This is a genomic window from Novosphingobium sp. GV079 (assembly GCF_003058045.1).
GTDB classification, from domain to species: Bacteria; Pseudomonadota; Alphaproteobacteria; order Sphingomonadales; family Sphingomonadaceae; genus Novosphingobium; species Novosphingobium capsulatum.
The window spans coordinates 129,163-148,140 of the sequence record NZ_QBUE01000006.1 but is presented as its reverse complement, the minus strand read 5'-3'; the positions used below and the strand labels follow the sequence as shown (position 1 = coordinate 148,140).

Here is an 18,978-nt window from a genome sequence, read left to right as displayed (position 1 = left end):
GATGGCTTGCCAGCGCCGCCGAAGCAAGATATTTTAAGCCTATAATAAATTTGTGGACGAGGCCCGGGCCTCGTTGGCGCGATGGAGAGTGCGGTGACTACCAAGGCATACGACAGCTATCGCGAGGATCGGATCGGCCGCGCCAACGTGGCAGACACACCCGAGCTGGTGGCCTACTACCGCCGGCTCGCGACGCTGGGTACAGGCGCGCTGTGGACGGTGGCCAACAAGATCGAGCCGTGGGAGCCTGCCTCGACCTCGCAACCCATGCTGTGGCGTTACCAAGATCTGCGCGCCGACGTGCTGCGAGCGCTCGATCTCGTTACCCCTGAGCAGGCGGGGCGTCGGGTGATCTATCTGGAAAATCCCGGGCGTCAGGATGTGGTCGCCGCCGTCGGTTGGCTCTATTCGGGGCTGCAGGTCATGAAGCCGGGCGAATGCGCGTCGTCGCACCGCCACAGCGCCTCGGCGCTGCGCTTCATCATGGAAGGCACTGGCGCGTTCACCAACGTCGACGGGCAGAAGATGACGCTGGGCGCAAACGACTTCGTGCTGACGCCCAACGGGACCTGGCACGAACATGGCGTGGCCGAGGATGGCAGCGTGTGCATCTGGCAGGATGGGCTCGACATCCCGCTGATGAACGCCCTCGAGGTAAACTTCTACGAGGTGCACCCCGACTTGTCCCAGGCGATGCGCTACCCGGTCGATGCCTCGGTCCATACCTGGGGCAACCCCGGGCTCAGGCCCTGGGGATCTACCTGGGAAAAACGCTATTCGCCGCTGCTCAAGTACGAATGGGCGCCCACCTACGAGGCGTTGCAGCGCTATGCCGCGGTGACCGACGGTTCTCCTTTTGACGGGGTGCTGATGGAATACGTCAATCCCGACACCGGTGGTCCGGTGATGATGACCATTGGTGCGCACATGCAGATGCTGCGTCCCGGCGAGCGCACGCGCGCGCATCGCCAGACGGGCAGCTTCGTCTACCAGTGCTGCAAAGGCAGCGGCTGGTCGATCATCAACGGCCGACGGTTCGACTGGAAGGAGCGCGACATTTTCGTGGTGCCCGCCTGGATGTACCACGAACATGCCAACGCCTCTGATCGTGAGGACGCCTGCCTCTTCGCATTCCACGACCTGCCGGTGATGCGTGCTCTGGGCCTCTATCGCGAAGAGGCCTTCGGAGACAACGGCGGCCACCAACCCCTCATCGCCTGATACGAACCGAACCATGGAAGGAATTGCAATGCGACTGGTTACCTACCGCGCTACGGCGGAAGCCGAAGCGCGCCTTGGCGTCCTGGTGGGCGCCGAAGCGACATTGGTGCTCGATCTCGCCCGCTTTGGCGCGGCGCGCGGAGTGGATCTACCCTCGCGCATGCTTGATCTGATCGACCTCGGTCCTGGCGCGATCACTACGATCACGGCGCTGATTGCCGAGCAAGGCGACCTCTTCCCGCTGGGCACCGCGCTGCCACTGGCCAATGTGCGTCTGCTCGCGCCGATCCCCCGTCCGCGCAAGAACGTGTTCGGCATCGGCCTCAACTATACCGAACACGTCGCCGAAAGCGCGCGCTCGCTTGATACCTCCGCCGACCTGCCGCGCCAGCCAGTGATCTTCTCCAAGCCGCCTACCAGCGTGATCGGGCCGGACGAGCCTATCCGCCATGACGCTGCGATCACCCGTCAACTCGACTGGGAAGTGGAACTGGCCGCGATCATTGGCACCACCGCCCGCCGCGTGCGGCGCGATGACGCGCTGGCCCACGTGTTCGGCTATACCGTGTGCATCGACATGAGCGCGCGCGACTGCCGCCGTGCCGGGCAGTGGATCTATTCCAAGGGGCAGGATACCTACTGCCCGATGGGTCCCGTGGTCGTGACCGCCGACGAGATTCCCGATCCGCAGACGCTCGACCTGTGGCTGACTGTCAACGGTGTGGAAAAGCAGCGCAGCAACACTGCCTACATGCTGTTCAAGGTAGACGAACTGGTGGCGGACATCAGCCAGGGCATCACGCTCGAGCCCGGCGATATCATCGCCACCGGAACGCCTGCGGGTGTGGGGGCGGGCCGTGATCCACAGGAATGGGTCTGGCCGGGCGACACCATCGTTGCCTGCGTCGAAGGGATCGGCACATTGCGCCACCCGGTGATAGCAGCCTGACATGGCCGCATCAGTCCGCGCCCCGCCTGTACAAAGCGGGGCGCGGACTGATCAGGCAGCAACCGGGGCTGTCCCGGTCATGCGCGCGCGGATATCGTCAGGCCACGGCGTGCTGCGCATCTCGGCAAGGTCGGTGCACACCAGCGTGACGCGGGCAATGAGGCGCGTTTCGCCGCCGCACGAGAACGTCAGCTCAAGCCGGCAGCTGCTGCGCCCGACATGGAGCGGGACCAGCGCGATATCGAGCATGTCGCCGAGCCGACTGGGGCTGTGGAATTCGGCCTCGAGACCGACGGTGGGCACGCCGATCCCGCGGATGTCGTGCAGTGCACGAAAATCGGCCCCGAGGCCCTGGGCGCACCAGTCTTCCACCGCACCGTTGAGCATCTCGAAATAGCGCGGGTAGAAGACGATCCCGGCCGCATCGACATGTGCGAAGCGGACGAGGGCAGTGGTGGTGAAACGGGTCATGTCTGCTCTTCCAGGATGGCGCGCAATTCGCCAAGGCTGCGCACGAGCTGGTCTACCCGCTCGGCCGGGACATCGCGCAGCATCGCGGCGATCCAGGCGTGGTGCGCGGTGGCGAGGGTATCGAACTGGCGCTGGCCGGCGGGCGTGAGCGAGACGATCGCCGAGCGTGCGTCGTGCGGGTCTGTGCGCGAGGCGACCAAGCCCTGGGCCTGCAACTGGCGCACGATTGCGGTCACGTTGCCGTTGGAGACTAGCAGCGCGCGCGACAACGCACTCATGCTCAGGCCCTCGGGCACGCGATCGAGGGCGGCGAGCACGTCGAAGCGGGGCAGGGTGGTATCGAACTGCTCATCGAACTTGCGGCGCAACTGCTTCTCGCCAATCTTGGCGCAGGCGAGCAGGCGCACCCACATGCGAAGCGTGGCTGATCCGGCGCCGGGCAATGGGGCGCGTGTCGCAGGGCCGTCGGCGGCGGTCAGATTGTCGGTAGCGGTGACTGCGGGCGGCTCGTTGCCCGGGGCAGGGGTTGGCATCAGATCTCCTCTTTCTTTAGGCTTAAAGCATAAAAGCCAAGCCGCCAAGTGGATCATGTGTGCCAACCGGCTGGGTGCATATTGCCTGCCTGCTCAGCGCAGTGCGCGCGCCAACAGCAGGCGGCGCGAAACGGCGATGCCGTCGCGTGTGTCGATGGCAAAGACCGCCTCGAAATGGGGGCGGTTGCCGGTATGCACCGCGATCTGGCCGAGCGCCTGCGCGCTGGTGGCCAGCCCGGCCAACTGGGCCGTGGCAACATCGCCCAAACCTGCAATCACCAACAGCGCTCGCCCGCCGGGGGCGGTCAGGCTGGCAAGATACCCATAGTCGGTGGTCACGGCATCGCGCACGTGCGGGGTGTTGTCGGGCGCGGGTAGCGAGGCTTGCCAGACGCGTGCCGCAGCGGGATCGACGATCGCGCCGGGTCGGTCGAAACGCAGGCTGCTGGCGGCCGCGAGCGGCGCAGAGAGCGTGCCCATGTCGGCAAGGTGGCCAACGTAGACGATGTCAGCGCCTTGCTGGAGCGCAGGCGTCAGCGCGGAGGCAGGCACGATCGAGGCAATTCGGCGCGTTCCGGTGGACTCGTGGGGAAGCGTCGCCTCGATGTTCCAGGCGGCGAGGGCGGTCGGCACCGGCGTGAAATGCAGGTCGAAGTCATAGAGCCGGTAGAACTGGTCGGGATGGCTGCGGATGTGCTGTCCCAGTTCCTCCCGCGAGGCGATGCGCGGGTCGAGGATCATGCGCTGCACGTTGCGCTGGTCGCCGGTTTCGGCGGCGGCATAGGCGTCGCCGGCCACGACCAGCACAGGGACGCCTGCGCCGAGATTGCGCCACAGTGCGGTGTTGCGCAGCCGTTCATCGTCGGGCTCGCCACCTGCCCCGTGCGACCATGGCCAGGCGTAAACCGCTAAACCGGCCGCGATGGTAAGGCAGCATAACGCCAGCCCCAGCAGGGCCGGAACTGCGCCGGGCGGCATCCTTCGAAACCGCACCGGCGGCGGGGCGATGGCGGGCGCGCGGAGCGATGCTGTCTCGGCCAGGTCCGGTGCCGTAAAGCCTGCATTGGCCTGCGCGGCCTCGACCTCGGCAAGCACGAGGCGATATTCGCCCTTGGGAATGACGAGACGCGCACCGGGCTGCCCGCGATAGTGGTCTTCAAGGCGCTTGCGCAGGCGGTGGACATAAACGCGCACACCGGAGTCGGCGGCTGCGTCGGTCGATTCGTCGCCGCCGAACACGGCATGCGCGATCTCGATTTCCTTGGGCGCGCGTGCATCGCCCGAACGCGCGGCAAGGTAGTCGAACAGGCGCAACTGCACGGCTGAGCGGCTGGCGGCGAGAACCGCGCGTACGCGGGCAATCTCTTCGGCAAGGCGGGCTGCCGCATGGTCGCCCGTGTCAGCGGCTTTTGGCGGGGGATTTGCGGGGTTCTCCACGATCCGGTCTCTCCCTCATGGCCGGGTTCATCCGCGGCGACCGACGCGACATCGCTGTTGCTTTACCTGCATCGTGATGAAAACGCCAAATTTTGATTTACTTTAAGGTTAAAACAAAGTCTATGATGCGGCCAGCCTCGCTCCTCAAGGCGATGGCGCCAGTCTCTCGCCTAGCCGGCTGGGCGGGCGGCGCGAATCAATCGCCCCCGCCGTACCCGATGCTAGGCAAACTGGTGATCATAACAAAACAAAATATCGTAAAAACTGATATTTGTATAAATTATGCAACAATTATGTTCATTTGTTGGCGCTACCTCGGTTTTGGGCTGCGGCCGGAAACTGCAAAAAAGGCCAGTTGCCCTCATAAATCAGCAAGATCGAGCTAAACCCCTTTTGTTGCAAATAATCAACAAAACAAGCATATTGCCATATAATGTAAACTAGGTAACACTATCGGCCACTCATAAGAGCCTCACTCGCGATACTCCAACAAGGAGGCGCGTTCCGCTATCGGGGAGTAGCATTATCATGACAGATCGTTCCGTTGCCGCGCGTCGCGCGGCCCTCCTTCTTGCGTCTTCAACAATCATTGCCCCGCTGGCCGCGCTGGCACAGCAGGTCGGCGATGTTGCCACGCCGCCGGGCGCGACGGTGCCGCCCACCGACACGCCGAGCAACGGCCAGGTGGGGGAAATCATCGTTACTGCCACGCGCAAGGCACAGTCGCTGAGCCGTGTGCCTGCCAGCGTGGTCGCCAAGACCAGCGCCGAACTCGACGCGCAGGGCGTACGTTCGATTGCCGATATCGCCCAGATCACCCCGGGGGTCTCGTTCGGCCAGACCGCGGTGCTCTATGGCACCGGCCAGACCACGATTGCGATCCGCGGCGTGGATTCCTCGTCGGGCATTCCCACCACCGGCGTCTATATCGACGATACCCCGGTGCAGACCCGCGTTGGCGTGAGCCCCTCGCTAAGCAATCCCTATCCGCAGGTCTTCGATCTCGAGCGCGTGGAAGTGCTGCGTGGGCCGCAGGGCACGCTGTTCGGCAGCGGGTCGGTGGGCGGCGCGCTGCGCTTCATCATGCCCAAGCCCAGCTATGATACGGTCTCGATGTACGACCGTGCCGAAGTGGCCACGACCAAGAACGGCGCCGAAAGCTATGAAGGCGGCGTGGCGGTGGGCGCGCCGATCATTACCGACAAGATCGGCTTCCGCGCCAGCGGCTGGATGCGTCACGACGGCGGTTACATCGATCGTCTCGATCGCACCACCAAGCAGGTGACGCAGAAGGACATCAACAGTTCGAATACGGTCTCGGCACGGCTGGCGGTGGGGGCGAAACCCACCGAGACGCTGACGATCACGCCTTCGATCTTCTACCAGTACCAGGACATCGCCGACGGGTCGCGGTTCGAGGTTGCGCAGTCCGACCTCTCGCGCGGGGACCAGCGGCTGAGCCTCAACACCAAGCCCGAGAGCCATTCCGACCGCTTCTATCTGCCTGCGCTCAAGGTCGAGCTGTCGCTGGGCGGGGCGACACTGGTGTCTGATACCTCGTACTTCCACCGTACCACGCGCACCCAGAGCGACGACGCCACGCTCAGCCTTTCGCTGTTCGGCAATATCGTCGGCACTATACCGGCCGAATTTGCCAACTACGCCCCGGGTACGGCCAGCAACACAAAGCAGACCGCGTTCACCCAGGAACTGCGTCTGCAGAACGACAACGCCAACGCGCGGTTCAACTGGATCATCGGCGCCTTCTACCAGCGCTCGTTCGTGCGCGACCAGTATGCTGGCAGCGATCCGCAGCTGCTCGACGTGGTCAACTATAGTCAGCGGCAGGCCGGTGACCCGGAATATGCATCGCTCGCCGATGCTTATGGCGTCGATCTCTATCAGGGGCGCTACAGTGTGTTCCAGCGCAACACGCACCGCGATCGCCAGGCAGCAGTCTATGCCCAGGCGGACTACGAGATCGTGCCGCGGGTGAAGCTCACGCTGGGCGGCCGCTACACCATCGCCAACTACAAGTTCGAGGGCTTCACCGCAGGTCCGCTCTATACCACCGCCGGCCACACCGACAGCCTCGGCGTGACCAGCCGCACCTTCACGCCCCGGGCGGGCGTGTCGTTCCAGGCCGATCGCAACAACCTGTTCTATGTCAGTGCGGCCAAGGGCGTGCGCGGACCAGGGATCTCGCCGCCGGTCGGGTTGACCTGCGCTGCCGACGCCGCAGCGATCGGCTTTGATCCGCTGGCGTCGCAGACGCTCAAGCCCGACTCGATCTGGAGCTATGAAGCGGGGGCCAAGACCCGGCTGTTCGGCGGCAAGCTGGCGGTCGATGCCTCGGCCTATCACATCGACTGGAACAACGTGCAGACGCTGTTCTCGCTGCCGACCTGCTCGATCTACGCCGCGCTCAACCTGGGCAAGGCCAAGATCGACGGCTTTGATCTGTCGCTGGCCGCCAAGCCCATCCCGGCTCTGACGCTGGGTGCCTCGGTGGCCTATACCAATGCGCGCTATACCACCGCGATCCCGGGCCCCGGCGGCACCACGATCCGTCGCGCGGGCGAGCCTTTCGCGGTGGCCCCGTGGTCGCTGCAGCTCAATGCCGAACTGGTCGAGCCGGTGGGATCGGTCGATGGCTACGCCCGTGCCGACTATTCCTATAGCAGCCACAACAACACGCCGATCGACACGAACTCCCCGCTGGTCGATCCCGCGCTGCCGCGTCCGCCCGCCACGTCGCAGCTCGATCTGCGCGCTGGCGGCCGGTTCAAGGCGGGCAAGGCTGATATCGACCTCAGCGTCTTCGTCAACAATGTCACCGACAGCCAGCCGATCTTGGGGCTCTACCACGATTCGCCGATATCGACCTGGTACCGTGCCGGCAGCTTCCGCCCGCGCACCATCGGCCTGACGCTGACGGCACGGCAGTGATGGCCTTCACTGCGGCACAGCGGCGCATTCTAGCCGCACTTGCAATCGCCGGGGCGCTCGTCGCCGCCCCGGCAATTGCATCTGCACCTGCGCAAGAGCCCGACATTTCGGGGGTGTGGAACCGCTATCCGCCCTATCCCGGCACGTTCTCGGGCCAGCCTGACCCGGCCGAGCTGCAGGTTGTGCCGCCGCCGCTGCGCGCACCATACCTCGCGCAGTGGCAGGCGATGGAGCAGCGCCGCGCCGCTGCAGATGCTGCCGGCAAGCCTTTGCCCACGCCGAGTTCGCAGTGCCTGCCCGAGGGCGTGCCTGGGATCATGGGCGCGCATTATGCGCTGCAGATTCTGCAGAACCCGGCATTGCGGCAGGTGACCGTGCTGGCCGAGTTCATGTCGCAGGTCCGGCGCATCTACCTTGACGAAGCGTTGCCGCCGGTGGAGGCGATCAACCCCGGCTATTTCGGTCGGTCGGTTGGACGCTGGGAAGGCGGTGTGCTCGTGGTGGAAACCGCCGGCGTGCGTGAGGATGTCCGCTATGAGGACATCCCGCATTCGCCCGCGATGCATGTGGAGGAACGTCTGCACCTGCGGGCTGATGGCATCCTCGCCGACGATGTGACCATTACCGACCCACAGTACCTCACCGCACCCTATCGTTTCACCTTCCTCTACAAGCGCGAGCCGGCGAGCTACCGCATCGAAGAATACGTCTGTGATGGCGATCGCACGGTGGTGGGGACTGACGGCAGCCTTGAGATGAAAACCGAGCCCACGCCATGAGGGGCTACCCTGTCCACGCCGCCTAGCCTGCGCACGCAGGCATAGCGACGCGCACGGCGAAGTTTCGTGCGCGTCGCCTCTCTTCAGATTCTTCCCATCGGACCGCGCGGCTCCCTGCGGCCGCGTGGCCAAGAGCGCTTCGCAACCTCAGGTCTTGGGGCGCGGCGAGTTCGGATACCAATAGGTCACGTGGCAGGACTCGCAGCGATCATCGAGCGTGCCGCCCAGCTTCATCACGGCATCGACGTCGTGCCGGTCGATCGCCCGGACCATGTCGATCGCAACGTCGCGCGTGGCCGTCGCGAACTGGTCGAACTGCGCCGGGTTGGCGCGAATTGCCGCCTCGATTTGTGCCGGGGCCTGCTCGCCCAGTCCTGGGCGGGTGCCGGTGGGGGCGGCATGGCGCCCATCGAGCATGACCAGGTTCATTGCCTCTGCAAGAGTCACTGCGTGGCGGCGCACCGCCTGCCATTCCTCATCGCTGCGCGGCTGGTGGTGATCGACGCCGCTGGCCGTGGTGATCGTGCCTACCGCGTCCCACACCCCGTCAGCAGCGGGATCGACGGTGGAATCCATCAGTTCCTTGATCGAAACCACCGGCTGGATCGCGGCCGTACCCGATGTCGCCGCGCCCTTTGCCGTCCCGTTCGCGGTGTGGCTTGCAGCTTGGTCTTCCCGCTGCCCGCTGCAGGCACAGGCGAGCAGCGCCAGCGCCGCCACTGACAGCATTCCGTGGCCCAACCGTCGGGCCCGTTTTACCCCGTCTATCACTTTCAATTCCTTCCTGCAGCGTATTGCCTGTCACCGCGATAGGGCAGGAGTGCAGCACGGCCGCGCGTGAAACGGTTGGGTTACGGTCACAGCAACGGGGGCAGGGCGCTGTCGGCCGCGACTATCAGGTGCGCTCACCGCGCAAATGGCGCGCGGCGCCACGCTGCGCGGGCCACCTGGTTACAGGTCCATGCAATCGTTGTCGTAACCGAAGGCCATCGCGCCAACGTTGCGGGCATAGGGATAGGGATTGTTGGCAACATGTGCGCGGGCGCAATGGATGTCGAGGAACGCGCGCTGTACCTGATTGCCAGCGTAGATGGCCTTGCCGCCCGAAAACAGCATGAGCTGGTCGATCGCGGTAACGCAGCGGCTGACCATGGCGGTGGTGTGGTGGCCCAGTTCGGCACGGCGTTCGATCGGCCAGTCGCCGCTGAGCGATCGTGCATCAAGCTCGGCCAAGTCGCTGGCGAGACGCAGTTCCAGGTCGTTGAGGATCAGCTTCACTTCGGCCACGGCTTGCTGGATGGTGGTATCGGCCGCCAGGCGCGCACCCGAATAGGTGGCGCGTTTCTCGCGCGTGGCCCGCACGAAGATTTCGAGCGCGCGGCGCAGCGAACCGATCGACGTGGTCGAGACGGTGCGGTTGAACACCTGCGCGAAGGGAATGCGATAGAGCGGGCCCGGGTTGGCGGCATGGCCTGGGCAGTTCATCGCAAACATGTCTCGCTCACGGATCACGCGGTGCGCGGGCACGAATGCATCTTCGATCACGATGTCGTTGCTGCCTGTGGGGCACAGGCCCATCGTGTGCCAGGTATCGACGATCTGATAATCGGTGCGCGGCACCAGGAAGTTGTAGGGCTCGGGCGTGCCGTCTCCGTCGGGGGCGACCATGTTGGCGCCCAGGATCACCCAATCGCAGTGTTGCGATCCGCTGGAGAACTGCCAGCGCCCGCTGAAGCGGTAGCCGCCTTCCACCGGCACGGCCTTGCCGGTTGGCATATAGGATGAACTGATCAGCACCGAGGGATCCTTGCCCCAGACATCGTCTGCTGCTTGCGGATCGAACAGTGCCATCTGCCAATTGTGCACGGCCACCACGCCATAGACCCACGCACTGCCCATGCAGCCTTCGGCCAGCGTCTTGGCAATCGTGCAATAGACTGCTGGCGAGAGTTCGAAGCCGCCGTACTTGCGCGGTTGCAGCACCTTGAAGAACCCGGCATCCTTGAAATCGCGGATCGTTTCGGCCGAAACTTGGCGGGCCGCAATCGCCTCCACCTCGCGCTCGCGCAACACCGGCACCATGTCGCGTGCGCGCTGGACCAGCATGGCGGCAAGGTCATGCGCTTCGCGGGCGGCATCCATATGGGGGGCAACTGTAACGCTCATGACCGCTCTCTCCATTGGGGCTGTCGTGGGCCAGAACCGGCCTGATTCGACTTCTTAGTTACAATAATTGTCGATTCGAGGTTATTTTCTCGATTGCGCAACAATGTCGCATATCTGCGATGAAGGTCAACCTTCCCGTTCGGTCAGGGCCATGGCAGGAGCTAAATTCCCGACGCTGCGGGGATTCTCATGCGTGGAGGGGGCATTCTCAACTGTTCCGTGAACGCAACAATAATAGGCTATTGCCATATACTGTAAACCGTGCGACACAAAGTCGCAGCAGGAACAACATTTGCGCGCGCACTCTAAAAGGAGGCGTGGATCGCTATGGGGAGTAGCAGTACCATGATCCGCCGTGACCATGCCGCGCGTCGCGTGGCCTATCTTCTTGCGTCGACGATGGCCGCCGCACCTGCACTGGCCATTGGCCAGCAGGCCGCCGATCCAGCCGCAGTGTCCGCCGCTGCGCCGGCAGCGCAAGCCAACGCCGGGGGGCTTGCTTCTGAAATTCTCGTGACCGCCAACAAGCGCAGCGAAAGTGTGCAGAAGGTGGCGATCTCGGTCAGCGCGTTTTCCGGCGAACAGGTCAAGCGCCTGGGTATCACCGACACCACCCAAATCACCCAGCAGATCCCTGCGCTGCGTGTCAACGCCTGGTCGCCCAACCTGACGATCTTCAGTCTGCGCGGCATCTCGCAGAACAATTTCACCGACAACCTCGAGGCTCCGGTCGCGGTCTACCAGGACAACGCCTATATCGCCTCGATGAACGCCGTGGCAGGGCAACTGTTCGACATCAAACGCGTCGAAGTGCTGCGCGGCCCCCAGGGGACGCTGTTCGGGCGCAACGCCACCGGCGGCCTGATCCATTACCTCAGCGAGGATGCCAGCCAGGACGCGCTCAACGGCTACGTCCAGGGCGAATACGGCAAGTTCAACGATCGCTCGCTCGAAGGCGCCATCGGGGCGCAGATCGTGCCGGGCGTACGTTTCCGCGCGGCGGGTCGGGTCGAAAAGGCCGATGGCTACATCAAGTCGCGCAGCACGGATGCTACCGCGTTGGGTCTCGGCGTGTTGCCGGGCAGCGGGCAGGACCTCGGCGGCAAGAACGGCTGGGCCGCACGCCTCAACCTGCAGGTCGATCTTGCCCCCAAGGCCACGCTCAGCCTGTGGTACAAGCATTCCGAAGACAACCATGTCGCCACGGGCGGTTATGTCTTCGAGAACTGCGTCTATCTTGCCAACGGCTATTGCGATACCAACGCCGCTGGCCTTAGCGACAGCCGCAATGGGGTCATCAACGGCGTCACCTCGGCCCCGGCCTCGCCGTGGGAACACTTCGGCAACCGCAAGGGTGACCTCAACCGCGTAACCAACAGCTACCAGGGCCAGCTCGACTGGGACCTGGGCGGCGTCAGTCTCACCGCGATCACCAACTACCTGACGATGAACAAGGTCTATGCCGAAGACGGCGATGCCACGCCGCTCGATGTCGTCAACGTCGATACGCGCGTGCGCTTCCACCAGTTCTCGCAGGAATTGCGCTTCTCAGGCCATACCGGGCTGCTCAAGTGGCAGGCGGGGGGTTACTACCTCGATATGAAATACGACGGCGTCCACGGCGTTACAGGGGTGCCGATGATTTCACTGGCCGAACAAGCCAACGGCGGCTTTTCGTTCCCGACGGTCGACCAGTTCTATGTGCTGCGCTCCAAGAACTGGTCGCTGTTCGCGCAGAGTGACCTGCAACTGACCGACAAGTTTTCGGTCACGATCGGCGGGCGCTATTCCAAGGACCACAAGGCGATTGACTATACCGCGGTCCTGATCGACCCGACATACGCCCCGCAGCCCGACCCGCGCGTGTTGTTCACCGATCGTGACCTGGCGGCCGTGGTGCCGGGCGTTAACCGCATCAACTATGGCGACTGGGCTGCCCGCGTCTCGCTCAATTACCAGGCCACGCCCGACACGCTGTTGTTCGCGTCGTGGAATCGCGGCATCAAGGGCGGCAACTGGTCGCTGTCCTCGACGATCACCCCGCAAGATTTCCAGCATCGTCCCGAGACGCTCAACAGCCTCGAAGCCGGCTTCAAGACCAGCCTGCTCGGCCGCACGCTGCGCGTCAACGGCACGGTCTACCACTACTTCTACGAAGACTATCAGGCCTTCTCGCTGGCTGGTGGCGTTCCCCATGTTTATAACAGCAATGCCCATGCGACTGGGGCCGAACTGGAGTCGTTCTGGTCACCCTCGCGCCATGTCGATGGCGTGTTCGGCGCTACGTGGGAAACCTCGTCGGTCGACAGCATTCCCGGTACCGGCACCCAGTTTGGCCCGGTGCTGTTCCCCGGTGCGCCGGATTCGCAGTATTGCAAGAACCTGGGCAATGTGTTCCGCTGCGATTTCCCGCAGGCCGATATCAAGAATGCCAAGCTGCCCAATGCGCCGCGCTTCAGCTTCAATTACCTGCTGCGCTACAACCACGATATCGGCAGCGGCAACCTCGCCGTGCAGATCGACGGGGTGTGGTACGACAAGCAGTTCCTCGAGGTGACCAACGGCCTTGGCTCTTTGCAGCCTTCGTACAACATCACCAATGCCTCGCTGACCTGGCGCGACACGAGCACCGGCATCTCGCTGACTGCCTGGGGGCGCAACGTGTTCAACAAGGCCTATCGTGCCTATGCGCTCAACCTTGGCATTTTGGGCGTGACATCGATCTATGGCCCGCCGGTGACTTATGGCGCCACGCTGCGGGTGCCGTTCGGCAAATGAGGCGGCGCAGCGGCGACATGCGCGGGGCTATGCTGGCACTTGGCCTGATGTGTAGCCTGGCATGCGGCGCGCTTGCGGCCCTTGCTCCCACGGCAAGGGCCGCCCCCGCCGTTGCGCCGCTGCCCACCCCCGCATCGGCCACTGCGCCAGAGGCGGCGGCGATTACCCTGCCCGAGGCCATCCCGGTGCCCGACAGCGGCGCCCTGCCACTGTCCTCGGCGCGGCGGCCTGGCCCCGAGCATGCCGATCTTGCTGCAGCAGGGTATGAAGAGGCGGAATACTACCTCGTAGGCAAGGCCCCGGCGATCGACGCCGATGGCCATGTGCGCGTGGCGGCGGCGCCCTATATTACGCGCATCCTGGTGCGCCGCCCGGCTGACCCTGCGCGCTTCAACGGCACGGTGGTGATCGAGCCTTTCAGCTGGTTCGGCGCGCGTGCAGCCGGATGGATACTGACCCGCGCCTATCTCATGCGGCGCGGCTATGCCTTCGTCGCCTACACCCTCGACATCAATGCCCCGCCTGCCGATCCCAAGTTCCCGCCGGTGCCGGGCGAGGTGGGCAATTCCGATCAGGCGCAGTACGGCGGCATCGTGAACCTCGAGTTCATGCGACGCTTCGACTATGCACGCTATGCGCCGCTCGGCAGCTATTATGATCCGCAGCGGTTTTTGCGTGGTGGTGCGCCCGATCCGTTCCTGCCCCAGGCGCAGGGTATCGGTGCCGAACTGGCCCTTCTGCTGCGCACGCCGTCTGCTGCCGGGCCCATGGCGGGATTGGCGGTCCGCCGTGTCTACGTCGACAGTTGGGCAGTGCAGGCGCAGGTCTGGTTCGACTATCTCGACCAGGGGCGCCACCAGCAATGGCGCCGACCCGATGGCGGGCCGCTGATCGATGCCTACATGACCGGGCGGTTTTCCTATGGCGAAGTGGCCGGTGCGCCGCGCCGCATCCCGCGCGGATTACCCGACGATGTTCCTTTCGTGACTGTCTACAGCCAGTCCGAGACCGTACACGATGCGATCGAGCACATTGCACTGCCGCCGGACAGCGACCGGCCGATGTTGCGCTATGTCGAGGTGATGGGGACGCCGCACCTGCGTGCCGCCGATCTCGGCACTGGCGAGGTGGAGCCCCTGCCCAACCAGCGCGGCCATGGCAACGACCCACGCTGCCAGGCGATCTATGACGAGCCGGCCGAGTTGCCGTTCTCGGCGCTGCTCGATGCGATGGACCGCTGGGTGCGTACCGGCGCGCCGATGCAGCGCTATCCCCGCGTGGTGCGCACCAGTAACGGCGTGCGGCGTGATCCGCGCACCCAGGCAATCGTGGGCGGCATGCGGCCGCCGTGGATCACCGTGCCGGCATTCGAATACTGGACCGACTTTGAGACTGGCTGCGGCACGGTCTACGACAGCAAGCGGGCCTTTTCTCCCGCGCTGATGCGCAAGCTCTACGGCTCCTACGCGCGCTATGCCCGCCGTTTTGCCGCCGCCACCCGCGCCGCAGTGGCCGCAGGCATCATCTTGCCGGAAGATGCCGCTGGTCTCGTTCCCCCCGCCGGGCCGGAAGCCTTCGGGCCCTCTGGCCTGTCGCCGCGTTGAGGCTCTTTGTCCTGGACCAACGCAATGGCCAGCGTGCGCCACGGGACGCGATCGCGGATATTGCAGCGTATGAGCACGCGCATCCGCGTGGCTTAGCCGTGTGAATAGCGCGGGCCGTAGCTGGGGTGTGGCGGCGGCCACAGGGGAGAATGCCGCCGCCACAATGGCCATGCGCGCAACCGTGATGGCTTTGCGCATGGTCATCTGCATCACTTGGTGTTGTTTATGATGTCGCGGTGCATCGGGGCGAGCGCCGCGATCAGCCGGTTCTGGGCGTTGAAGGGAATGTGGCGCTTGTTCATCGCCACCTGCAATTCCTCTACCAGCGCATAGAAGCTGCCTTCGGAAACATTCATGCCGCGGTGGGCCTCGGCCATGGTCCGCCCGTCGTAGGTACAGGGGCCGTGCATGATCACGCAGAACTGCTTGACCAGCAGATCCTTGATCCGGGCCTGATCGGCGTTGGCAAAGAACGGCCGCGTGCGCGGATTGGCCAGCCAACGGTTCATGGCATCATCCATCAGCGCGGTCAGGCCTTCCTTTCCGCCAAACGTTTCATAGAGATGCTCGTTCTGGGTGATGACCGGCAGGGTCGGATAGTGCGGCTTGACCGCCGGGTCAGCCACGGGCGGTTCGGCAGCAGCAGGTTGGGCGGCCATCAGGCCAGCGGCGAGAAGCATGGTGATCATCGGGAATGTCTCCGGAAGAATGGCAGCGTCAGAAGCCGACTTGCAGCGAGAGATAGGCGGCGTGCTGGTTCTTGAGCGCGATATGGCCAAGATCGACGTACGCCGCCGTCAGCGACAGGTTGCGGCCCAGGGCATAGGCGCCAAAGATGTCGTAGGCGGCGTCCTCGCGGAAGGAATCCCCGCCTAGCGCGCCTTGCAGGCGGTTTGATTTGGTGCGCACTTCGGCGCCGAAGGCCAGCTTGCGGGTAAGCAGATAAGCCGCTGAGGCTTCGAAGGTCGGCTTGTAGGCCTGGTCCTTGCCGCCAAGCCCGCCGAAGCCGAGAATGCCGTACTGGTTGGCCTTGGTCAGCCGCACGGTGGTGTTGACGAGCAGGTTCTTGTCCAGGAACAGCTTGGTGGCGGCGATGTAGAAATCGGTGCTCGATCGGCGCAGGCCAAGCGCGCCGCCCACCACGGTCTTGTCGTCATTGATCTTGTGCTGCACGCCCACCGAGATTTGCGGCACCAGCGTGTTCTGATCGAGCACCGCATCGCCGATCAGGCGGACCTTGGCGCCGATGATGGTCTGACTGATGATGAAATCGTTGCCCAACCCGAGCGCCTTGCCGACATCGCGCAAATGGAAATTCTGCCGGCCGAGCGAAATCTCCAACCGGTTCTTGATGTTGGCCGAGGCGCCGAAGGCGACCAGCGCGAAATCCTCGGATTTTACGCCGGTGACGTAAGACTGGATGCCGAACTCGTCGCGCGTGCCATAGCCGCCGATCAGCGCCCAGGGCACCAGGCCGCCGCCGCCGGCCCCCTCGATCGTGGAGACGCCGCCGGTCAGCAGCAGGCGCCCGCCATTGCGAAATGGCACCAGCTCGTGCGACGCGTCGCCAGGCGATTGGGTATCGCCGCCACCGCTATCGGCTGGTGCGGCGGTCTCGGCATCGCCGGGTGTTGTCTCGGCAAACGCGGGGGCGCTGAGCGCGCAGAGAGCCGCTCCCGCCAGAGCCGCCATCGCGGCCCGCGGAATATCGTTGAACCTCATGTTGTTCTACTCCACTGAAAATGCAGGATCATCCGTCCCGCGTTGCATCAGATACGGCGTGTGTGTGTTTGTGTTCGGTAGAATGGGTGCGCGCGTTGTTGGCCCCGGTGTGCTGTCGGGTTTGGGGGAAACGCGCACGTTTCCCCCGCCCCGTGATGCCCGCCTGGTGTGCGACCCTCAGGGCAACAGCACGGCATCAATGACGTGGATCACGCCATTGCTTTGGTTGACGTCGGGAATGGTGACGGTGGCCATGCCGCCCTTGCTGTCGGTGATCATCAGCTTGCGGCCCATGGCGGTCACGGTCAGATCCTCGCCCTGTACGGTCTTGAGCATCGCCTTGCCGTGGCCTTGCATCACCTTTCGGCGCAGCGCCATCGCGCTGAGCTTGCCGGGCACGACATGGTAGGTCAGTACCGCGGTCAGCTGGTTCTTGTTTTCCGGCTTGAGCAACGTGGGCACGGTGTCTGCCGGCAGCTTGGCAAAGGCCGCATCGGTGGGCGCAAACACGGTGAACGGCCCAGGCCCTTGCAGCGTATCGACCAATCCGGCGGCCTTCACCGCCGCGACCAGGGTGGTGTGGTCCTTGGAATTGACCGCGTTCTGGATGATGTTCTTGGTGGGATACATCGGCGCTCCACCGACGGTGACCGGCGCGGCTGCGGCATAGAGAGCGGTCGCGCCGATGGGCAGCGTGCTGGCAGCAACAAGGGTGGTGAGGATCTTGAAAAGCTTCATGATCTTGTTCCTTTTGGGTTTCCGCACAACCACAGGCAATGCGGACGAATGCTGCATTCATTTCGGCAGGCGCAGGGATAGTGGATGGCTTCCTGCCCCCGCCGATGCCGCAGCTACGCAAGGGGCCCGACGCTTGGATGCACGCCCGGTAAAAAATTTTTTCGGGCAGGGCGGATTTTGCGCTGATGGCGCGCGCAGCGACGCTGCGAACCGGATCGCGCCCGTTTCACTCCTGTCAGGCTAGCGGGCGCGCAACTGTCGGTGCGCTCTCGCCTCTGTCATGCGCTCAGATTGTCTCGATCGTGCCGGTGGCGACGACGGGCCCGGTCGGCAGTGGACCAGGCGCGCCGCCCATCGGCTCGATGCTGATCGCCAGCGTCTGCCCCGGCGCGAGCGCGCGTTGTGGCACCGTTTCGAGTGCCTGGCCGCCCGTTCGCTGCAACACGCCGAGCGAACGCGGCGTGCCCGAAGCATCGATCACCCACGCCTGCGCGTCATGCTGGTCGGGAATGGGCAGCGCGCCGGTGACATGCAGCCGTCCGGGCTTGATCCGCGCCAGCAGCGTGGCATGCGCCGCAGGGACATCGAGCGCAGCCACCAGGACCCTATCGCCGGTTGTATTGTCGACGGTGGCGGGACGGAGCAATACCAGGGCCAGCGCAGCCGCCGCGCCAAGGCCCAGCGCGCCAAACCCGATGGCAGCCGCGCGCCAGCGCGCCACTGCCCGCTGCGACATGCTTGCCAGAGTGCCGCCGCCCTGCGCGCGAACGGCCTGCTGCACGCGGCCGGCCAAGGCGGCTGGAGGCTCCACAGCAGGTCCGCGCACGGAAACCGCGGCAAAGTGATCGCGCCACATTTCCACTTCGCGGGCAAACGCCGGTTCGGCAATCAGCCTGCGCCGCGCCGCGGCCAAGGCATCGCCTTCCAGCACGCCAAGCGCCAGCTCGCCAGCCAGCACCACATCCTCTTCGGACAGCACGGAATCAGTCCTCGGCATGGAGGCACTCCTTCAGCCGGGCAAGACTCCGCCGGATCCAGCTTTTCATCGTGCCCAGCGGCACGGCCATGGTGGTTGCCAGTTGCGCATAAGTCAGCCCGTGGAAAAAGGCCGCGCGGATGGCGCCAGACTGCGGCTCGCCCAACTGCTCGACGCACAGGTGCAGGCGGGCATCGCCTTCCGCTTCGATCAGGGCGGCTTCTGCCAGCGTGGCACAGTCGGCCATCTCGGGGACCATGTCGATCGCGACTGGCGCAACACGGGGCTGGCGGCGCACGGCGTCGATCGCCCGGTTGCGCGCAATCGTCGCCATCCAGGTGATCGGGCTGGCCCGGCCCGGATCGAACGCGCCGGCACGGCGCCAGATGGTCAGGTAGACATCAACCAATACGTCCTCCGCGATCCCCCGATCAGGGCAGATACGCAGGACCACGCCGAATAGTTTCGCGCTGGTGCGGCGATAGAGTTCCGAGAAGCTCGGCTCGTCGCCTTCCGCCGCAGCCAGCAGAAGGGCGACCAATTCGGAACGCGGCAGAGCATCTGGTGCGGGGGAGGGCGGCATAGGACCGCTGGTCTAGCCGTTGAATGGCAGTGGACGCAACCGTGGCAAACAGGGAGGGGGCGGCGATCGCAT

General features: G+C 64.6%; 16 protein-coding genes. 6 read left to right on the top strand and 10 right to left on the bottom strand.

What is annotated here, in order from left to right; genetic code table 11:
• The first annotated feature begins 93 nt into the window (after positions 1-93).
• Both C8K14_RS10420 and C8K14_RS10415 read left to right on the top strand, forming a co-directional pair.
• Positions 94-1,221, top strand: a complete 1,128-nt coding sequence (locus C8K14_RS10420; protein WP_107716694.1) for a cupin domain-containing protein — start codon at positions 94-96, stop codon at positions 1,219-1,221.
• A 28-nt stretch (positions 1,222-1,249) separates the two neighbouring features.
• Positions 1,250-2,170, top strand: coding sequence for a fumarylacetoacetate hydrolase family protein (locus C8K14_RS10415; protein ID WP_107716614.1), 921 nt, complete (start codon positions 1,250-1,252; stop codon positions 2,168-2,170).
• A 51-nt stretch (positions 2,171-2,221) separates the two neighbouring features.
• Here C8K14_RS10415 and C8K14_RS10410 read toward each other — a convergent pair whose 3' ends face one another.
• From C8K14_RS10410 to C8K14_RS10400, 3 genes are all read right to left on the bottom strand, one after another.
• Positions 2,222-2,641 carry a thioesterase family protein gene (locus C8K14_RS10410; RefSeq protein WP_107716613.1) on the bottom strand — a complete coding sequence of 140 codons (420 nt, stop codon included), beginning with the start codon at positions 2,639-2,641 and terminating at the stop codon, positions 2,222-2,224.
• Complete coding sequence (locus C8K14_RS10405; RefSeq protein WP_199223714.1) at positions 2,638-3,174, bottom strand: MarR family winged helix-turn-helix transcriptional regulator; 537 nt, start codon at positions 3,172-3,174, stop codon at positions 2,638-2,640. The genes C8K14_RS10410 and C8K14_RS10405 overlap by 4 nt, the downstream gene beginning before the upstream one ends.
• Positions 3,175-3,267: 93 nt before the next feature.
• Positions 3,268-4,611 carry a helix-turn-helix domain-containing protein gene (locus tag C8K14_RS10400; RefSeq protein ID WP_107716611.1) on the bottom strand — a complete coding sequence of 448 codons (1,344 nt, stop codon included), beginning with the start codon at positions 4,609-4,611 and terminating at the stop codon, positions 3,268-3,270.
• A gap of 528 nt (positions 4,612-5,139) precedes the next feature.
• Here C8K14_RS10400 and C8K14_RS10395 point away from each other — a divergent pair.
• Positions 5,140-7,560, top strand: a complete 2,421-nt coding sequence (locus tag C8K14_RS10395; protein ID WP_107716610.1) for a TonB-dependent receptor — start codon at positions 5,140-5,142, stop codon at positions 7,558-7,560.
• Positions 7,560-8,339, top strand: coding sequence for a hypothetical protein (locus tag C8K14_RS10390; RefSeq protein ID WP_133726791.1), 780 nt, complete (start codon positions 7,560-7,562; stop codon positions 8,337-8,339). The genes C8K14_RS10395 and C8K14_RS10390 overlap by 1 nt, the downstream gene beginning before the upstream one ends.
• A gap of 147 nt (positions 8,340-8,486) precedes the next feature.
• Here C8K14_RS10390 and C8K14_RS10385 read toward each other — a convergent pair whose 3' ends face one another.
• Both C8K14_RS10385 and C8K14_RS10380 read right to left on the bottom strand, forming a co-directional pair.
• Positions 8,487-9,080 (bottom strand): cytochrome c, encoded by a 594-nt coding sequence (locus C8K14_RS10385; protein WP_107716608.1) that lies wholly within the window; start codon positions 9,078-9,080, stop codon positions 8,487-8,489.
• Between the two features lie 210 nt (positions 9,081-9,290).
• Positions 9,291-10,505, bottom strand: coding sequence for an acyl-CoA dehydrogenase family protein (locus C8K14_RS10380; protein WP_233251021.1), 1,215 nt, complete (start codon positions 10,503-10,505; stop codon positions 9,291-9,293).
• A gap of 345 nt (positions 10,506-10,850) precedes the next feature.
• Between C8K14_RS10380 and C8K14_RS10375 the strand changes: the two genes are divergently transcribed.
• Positions 10,851-13,283, top strand: coding sequence for a TonB-dependent receptor (locus C8K14_RS10375; protein ID WP_233251020.1), 2,433 nt, complete (start codon positions 10,851-10,853; stop codon positions 13,281-13,283).
• A 47-nt stretch (positions 13,284-13,330) separates the two neighbouring features.
• The gene (locus C8K14_RS10370) at positions 13,331-14,887 is read left to right on the top strand and encodes an alpha/beta hydrolase domain-containing protein (RefSeq protein WP_233252670.1); all 1,557 of its coding nucleotides are present in this window, start codon (positions 13,331-13,333) and stop codon (positions 14,885-14,887) included.
• A gap of 209 nt (positions 14,888-15,096) precedes the next feature.
• On the opposite strand, the gene C8K14_RS10365 is transcribed toward C8K14_RS10370, so the two are convergent.
• The 5 genes from C8K14_RS10365 to C8K14_RS10345 form a co-directional block, all read right to left on the bottom strand.
• Positions 15,097-15,576, bottom strand: a complete 480-nt coding sequence (locus C8K14_RS10365; protein ID WP_054130404.1) for a group 1 truncated hemoglobin — start codon at positions 15,574-15,576, stop codon at positions 15,097-15,099.
• Between the two features lie 28 nt (positions 15,577-15,604).
• Entirely contained in the window at positions 15,605-16,609 is a 1,005-nt protein-coding gene (locus C8K14_RS10360; protein WP_107716607.1) for a DUF3034 family protein, read from the bottom strand.
• 177 nt (positions 16,610-16,786) lie between these two features.
• Positions 16,787-17,347, bottom strand: a complete 561-nt coding sequence (locus tag C8K14_RS10355; RefSeq protein ID WP_107716606.1) for a fasciclin domain-containing protein — start codon at positions 17,345-17,347, stop codon at positions 16,787-16,789.
• A gap of 286 nt (positions 17,348-17,633) precedes the next feature.
• The gene (locus C8K14_RS10350) at positions 17,634-18,344 is read right to left on the bottom strand and encodes an anti-sigma factor domain-containing protein (RefSeq protein WP_107716605.1); all 711 of its coding nucleotides are present in this window, start codon (positions 18,342-18,344) and stop codon (positions 17,634-17,636) included.
• The gene (locus tag C8K14_RS10345; protein ID WP_233251018.1) at positions 18,331-18,864 is read right to left on the bottom strand and encodes a sigma-70 family RNA polymerase sigma factor; all 534 of its coding nucleotides are present in this window, start codon (positions 18,862-18,864) and stop codon (positions 18,331-18,333) included. The genes C8K14_RS10350 and C8K14_RS10345 overlap by 14 nt, the downstream gene beginning before the upstream one ends.
• Between the last annotated feature and the right edge of the window lie 114 nt (positions 18,865-18,978).

Excerpts from the sequence above, each read along its gene's own strand:
- C8K14_RS10415 (WP_107716614.1), top strand. The coding sequence starts at position 1,250 with ATGCGACTGGTTACCTACCGCGCTACGGCGGAAGCCGAAGCGCGCCTT.
- C8K14_RS10410 (WP_107716613.1), bottom strand. The coding sequence starts at position 2,641 with ATGACCCGTTTCACCACCACTGCCCTCGTCCGCTTCGCACATGTCGAT.
- C8K14_RS10405 (WP_199223714.1), bottom strand. The coding sequence starts at position 3,174 with ATGCCAACCCCTGCCCCGGGCAACGAGCCGCCCGCAGTCACCGCTACC.
- C8K14_RS10395 (WP_107716610.1), top strand. The coding sequence starts at position 5,140 with ATGACAGATCGTTCCGTTGCCGCGCGTCGCGCGGCCCTCCTTCTTGCG.
- C8K14_RS10390 (WP_133726791.1), top strand. The coding sequence starts at position 7,560 with ATGGCCTTCACTGCGGCACAGCGGCGCATTCTAGCCGCACTTGCAATC.
- C8K14_RS10380 (WP_233251021.1), bottom strand. The coding sequence starts at position 10,505 with ATGAGCGTTACAGTTGCCCCCCATATGGATGCCGCCCGCGAAGCGCAT.
- C8K14_RS10375 (WP_233251020.1), top strand. The coding sequence starts at position 10,851 with ATGATCCGCCGTGACCATGCCGCGCGTCGCGTGGCCTATCTTCTTGCG.
- C8K14_RS10370 (WP_233252670.1), top strand. The coding sequence starts at position 13,331 with ATGTGTAGCCTGGCATGCGGCGCGCTTGCGGCCCTTGCTCCCACGGCA.
- C8K14_RS10365 (WP_054130404.1), bottom strand. The coding sequence starts at position 15,576 with ATGATCACCATGCTTCTCGCCGCTGGCCTGATGGCCGCCCAACCTGCT.
- C8K14_RS10360 (WP_107716607.1), bottom strand. The coding sequence starts at position 16,609 with ATGAGGTTCAACGATATTCCGCGGGCCGCGATGGCGGCTCTGGCGGGA.
- C8K14_RS10355 (WP_107716606.1), bottom strand. The coding sequence starts at position 17,347 with ATGAAGCTTTTCAAGATCCTCACCACCCTTGTTGCTGCCAGCACGCTG.
- C8K14_RS10350 (WP_107716605.1), bottom strand. The coding sequence starts at position 18,344 with ATGCCGAGGACTGATTCCGTGCTGTCCGAAGAGGATGTGGTGCTGGCT.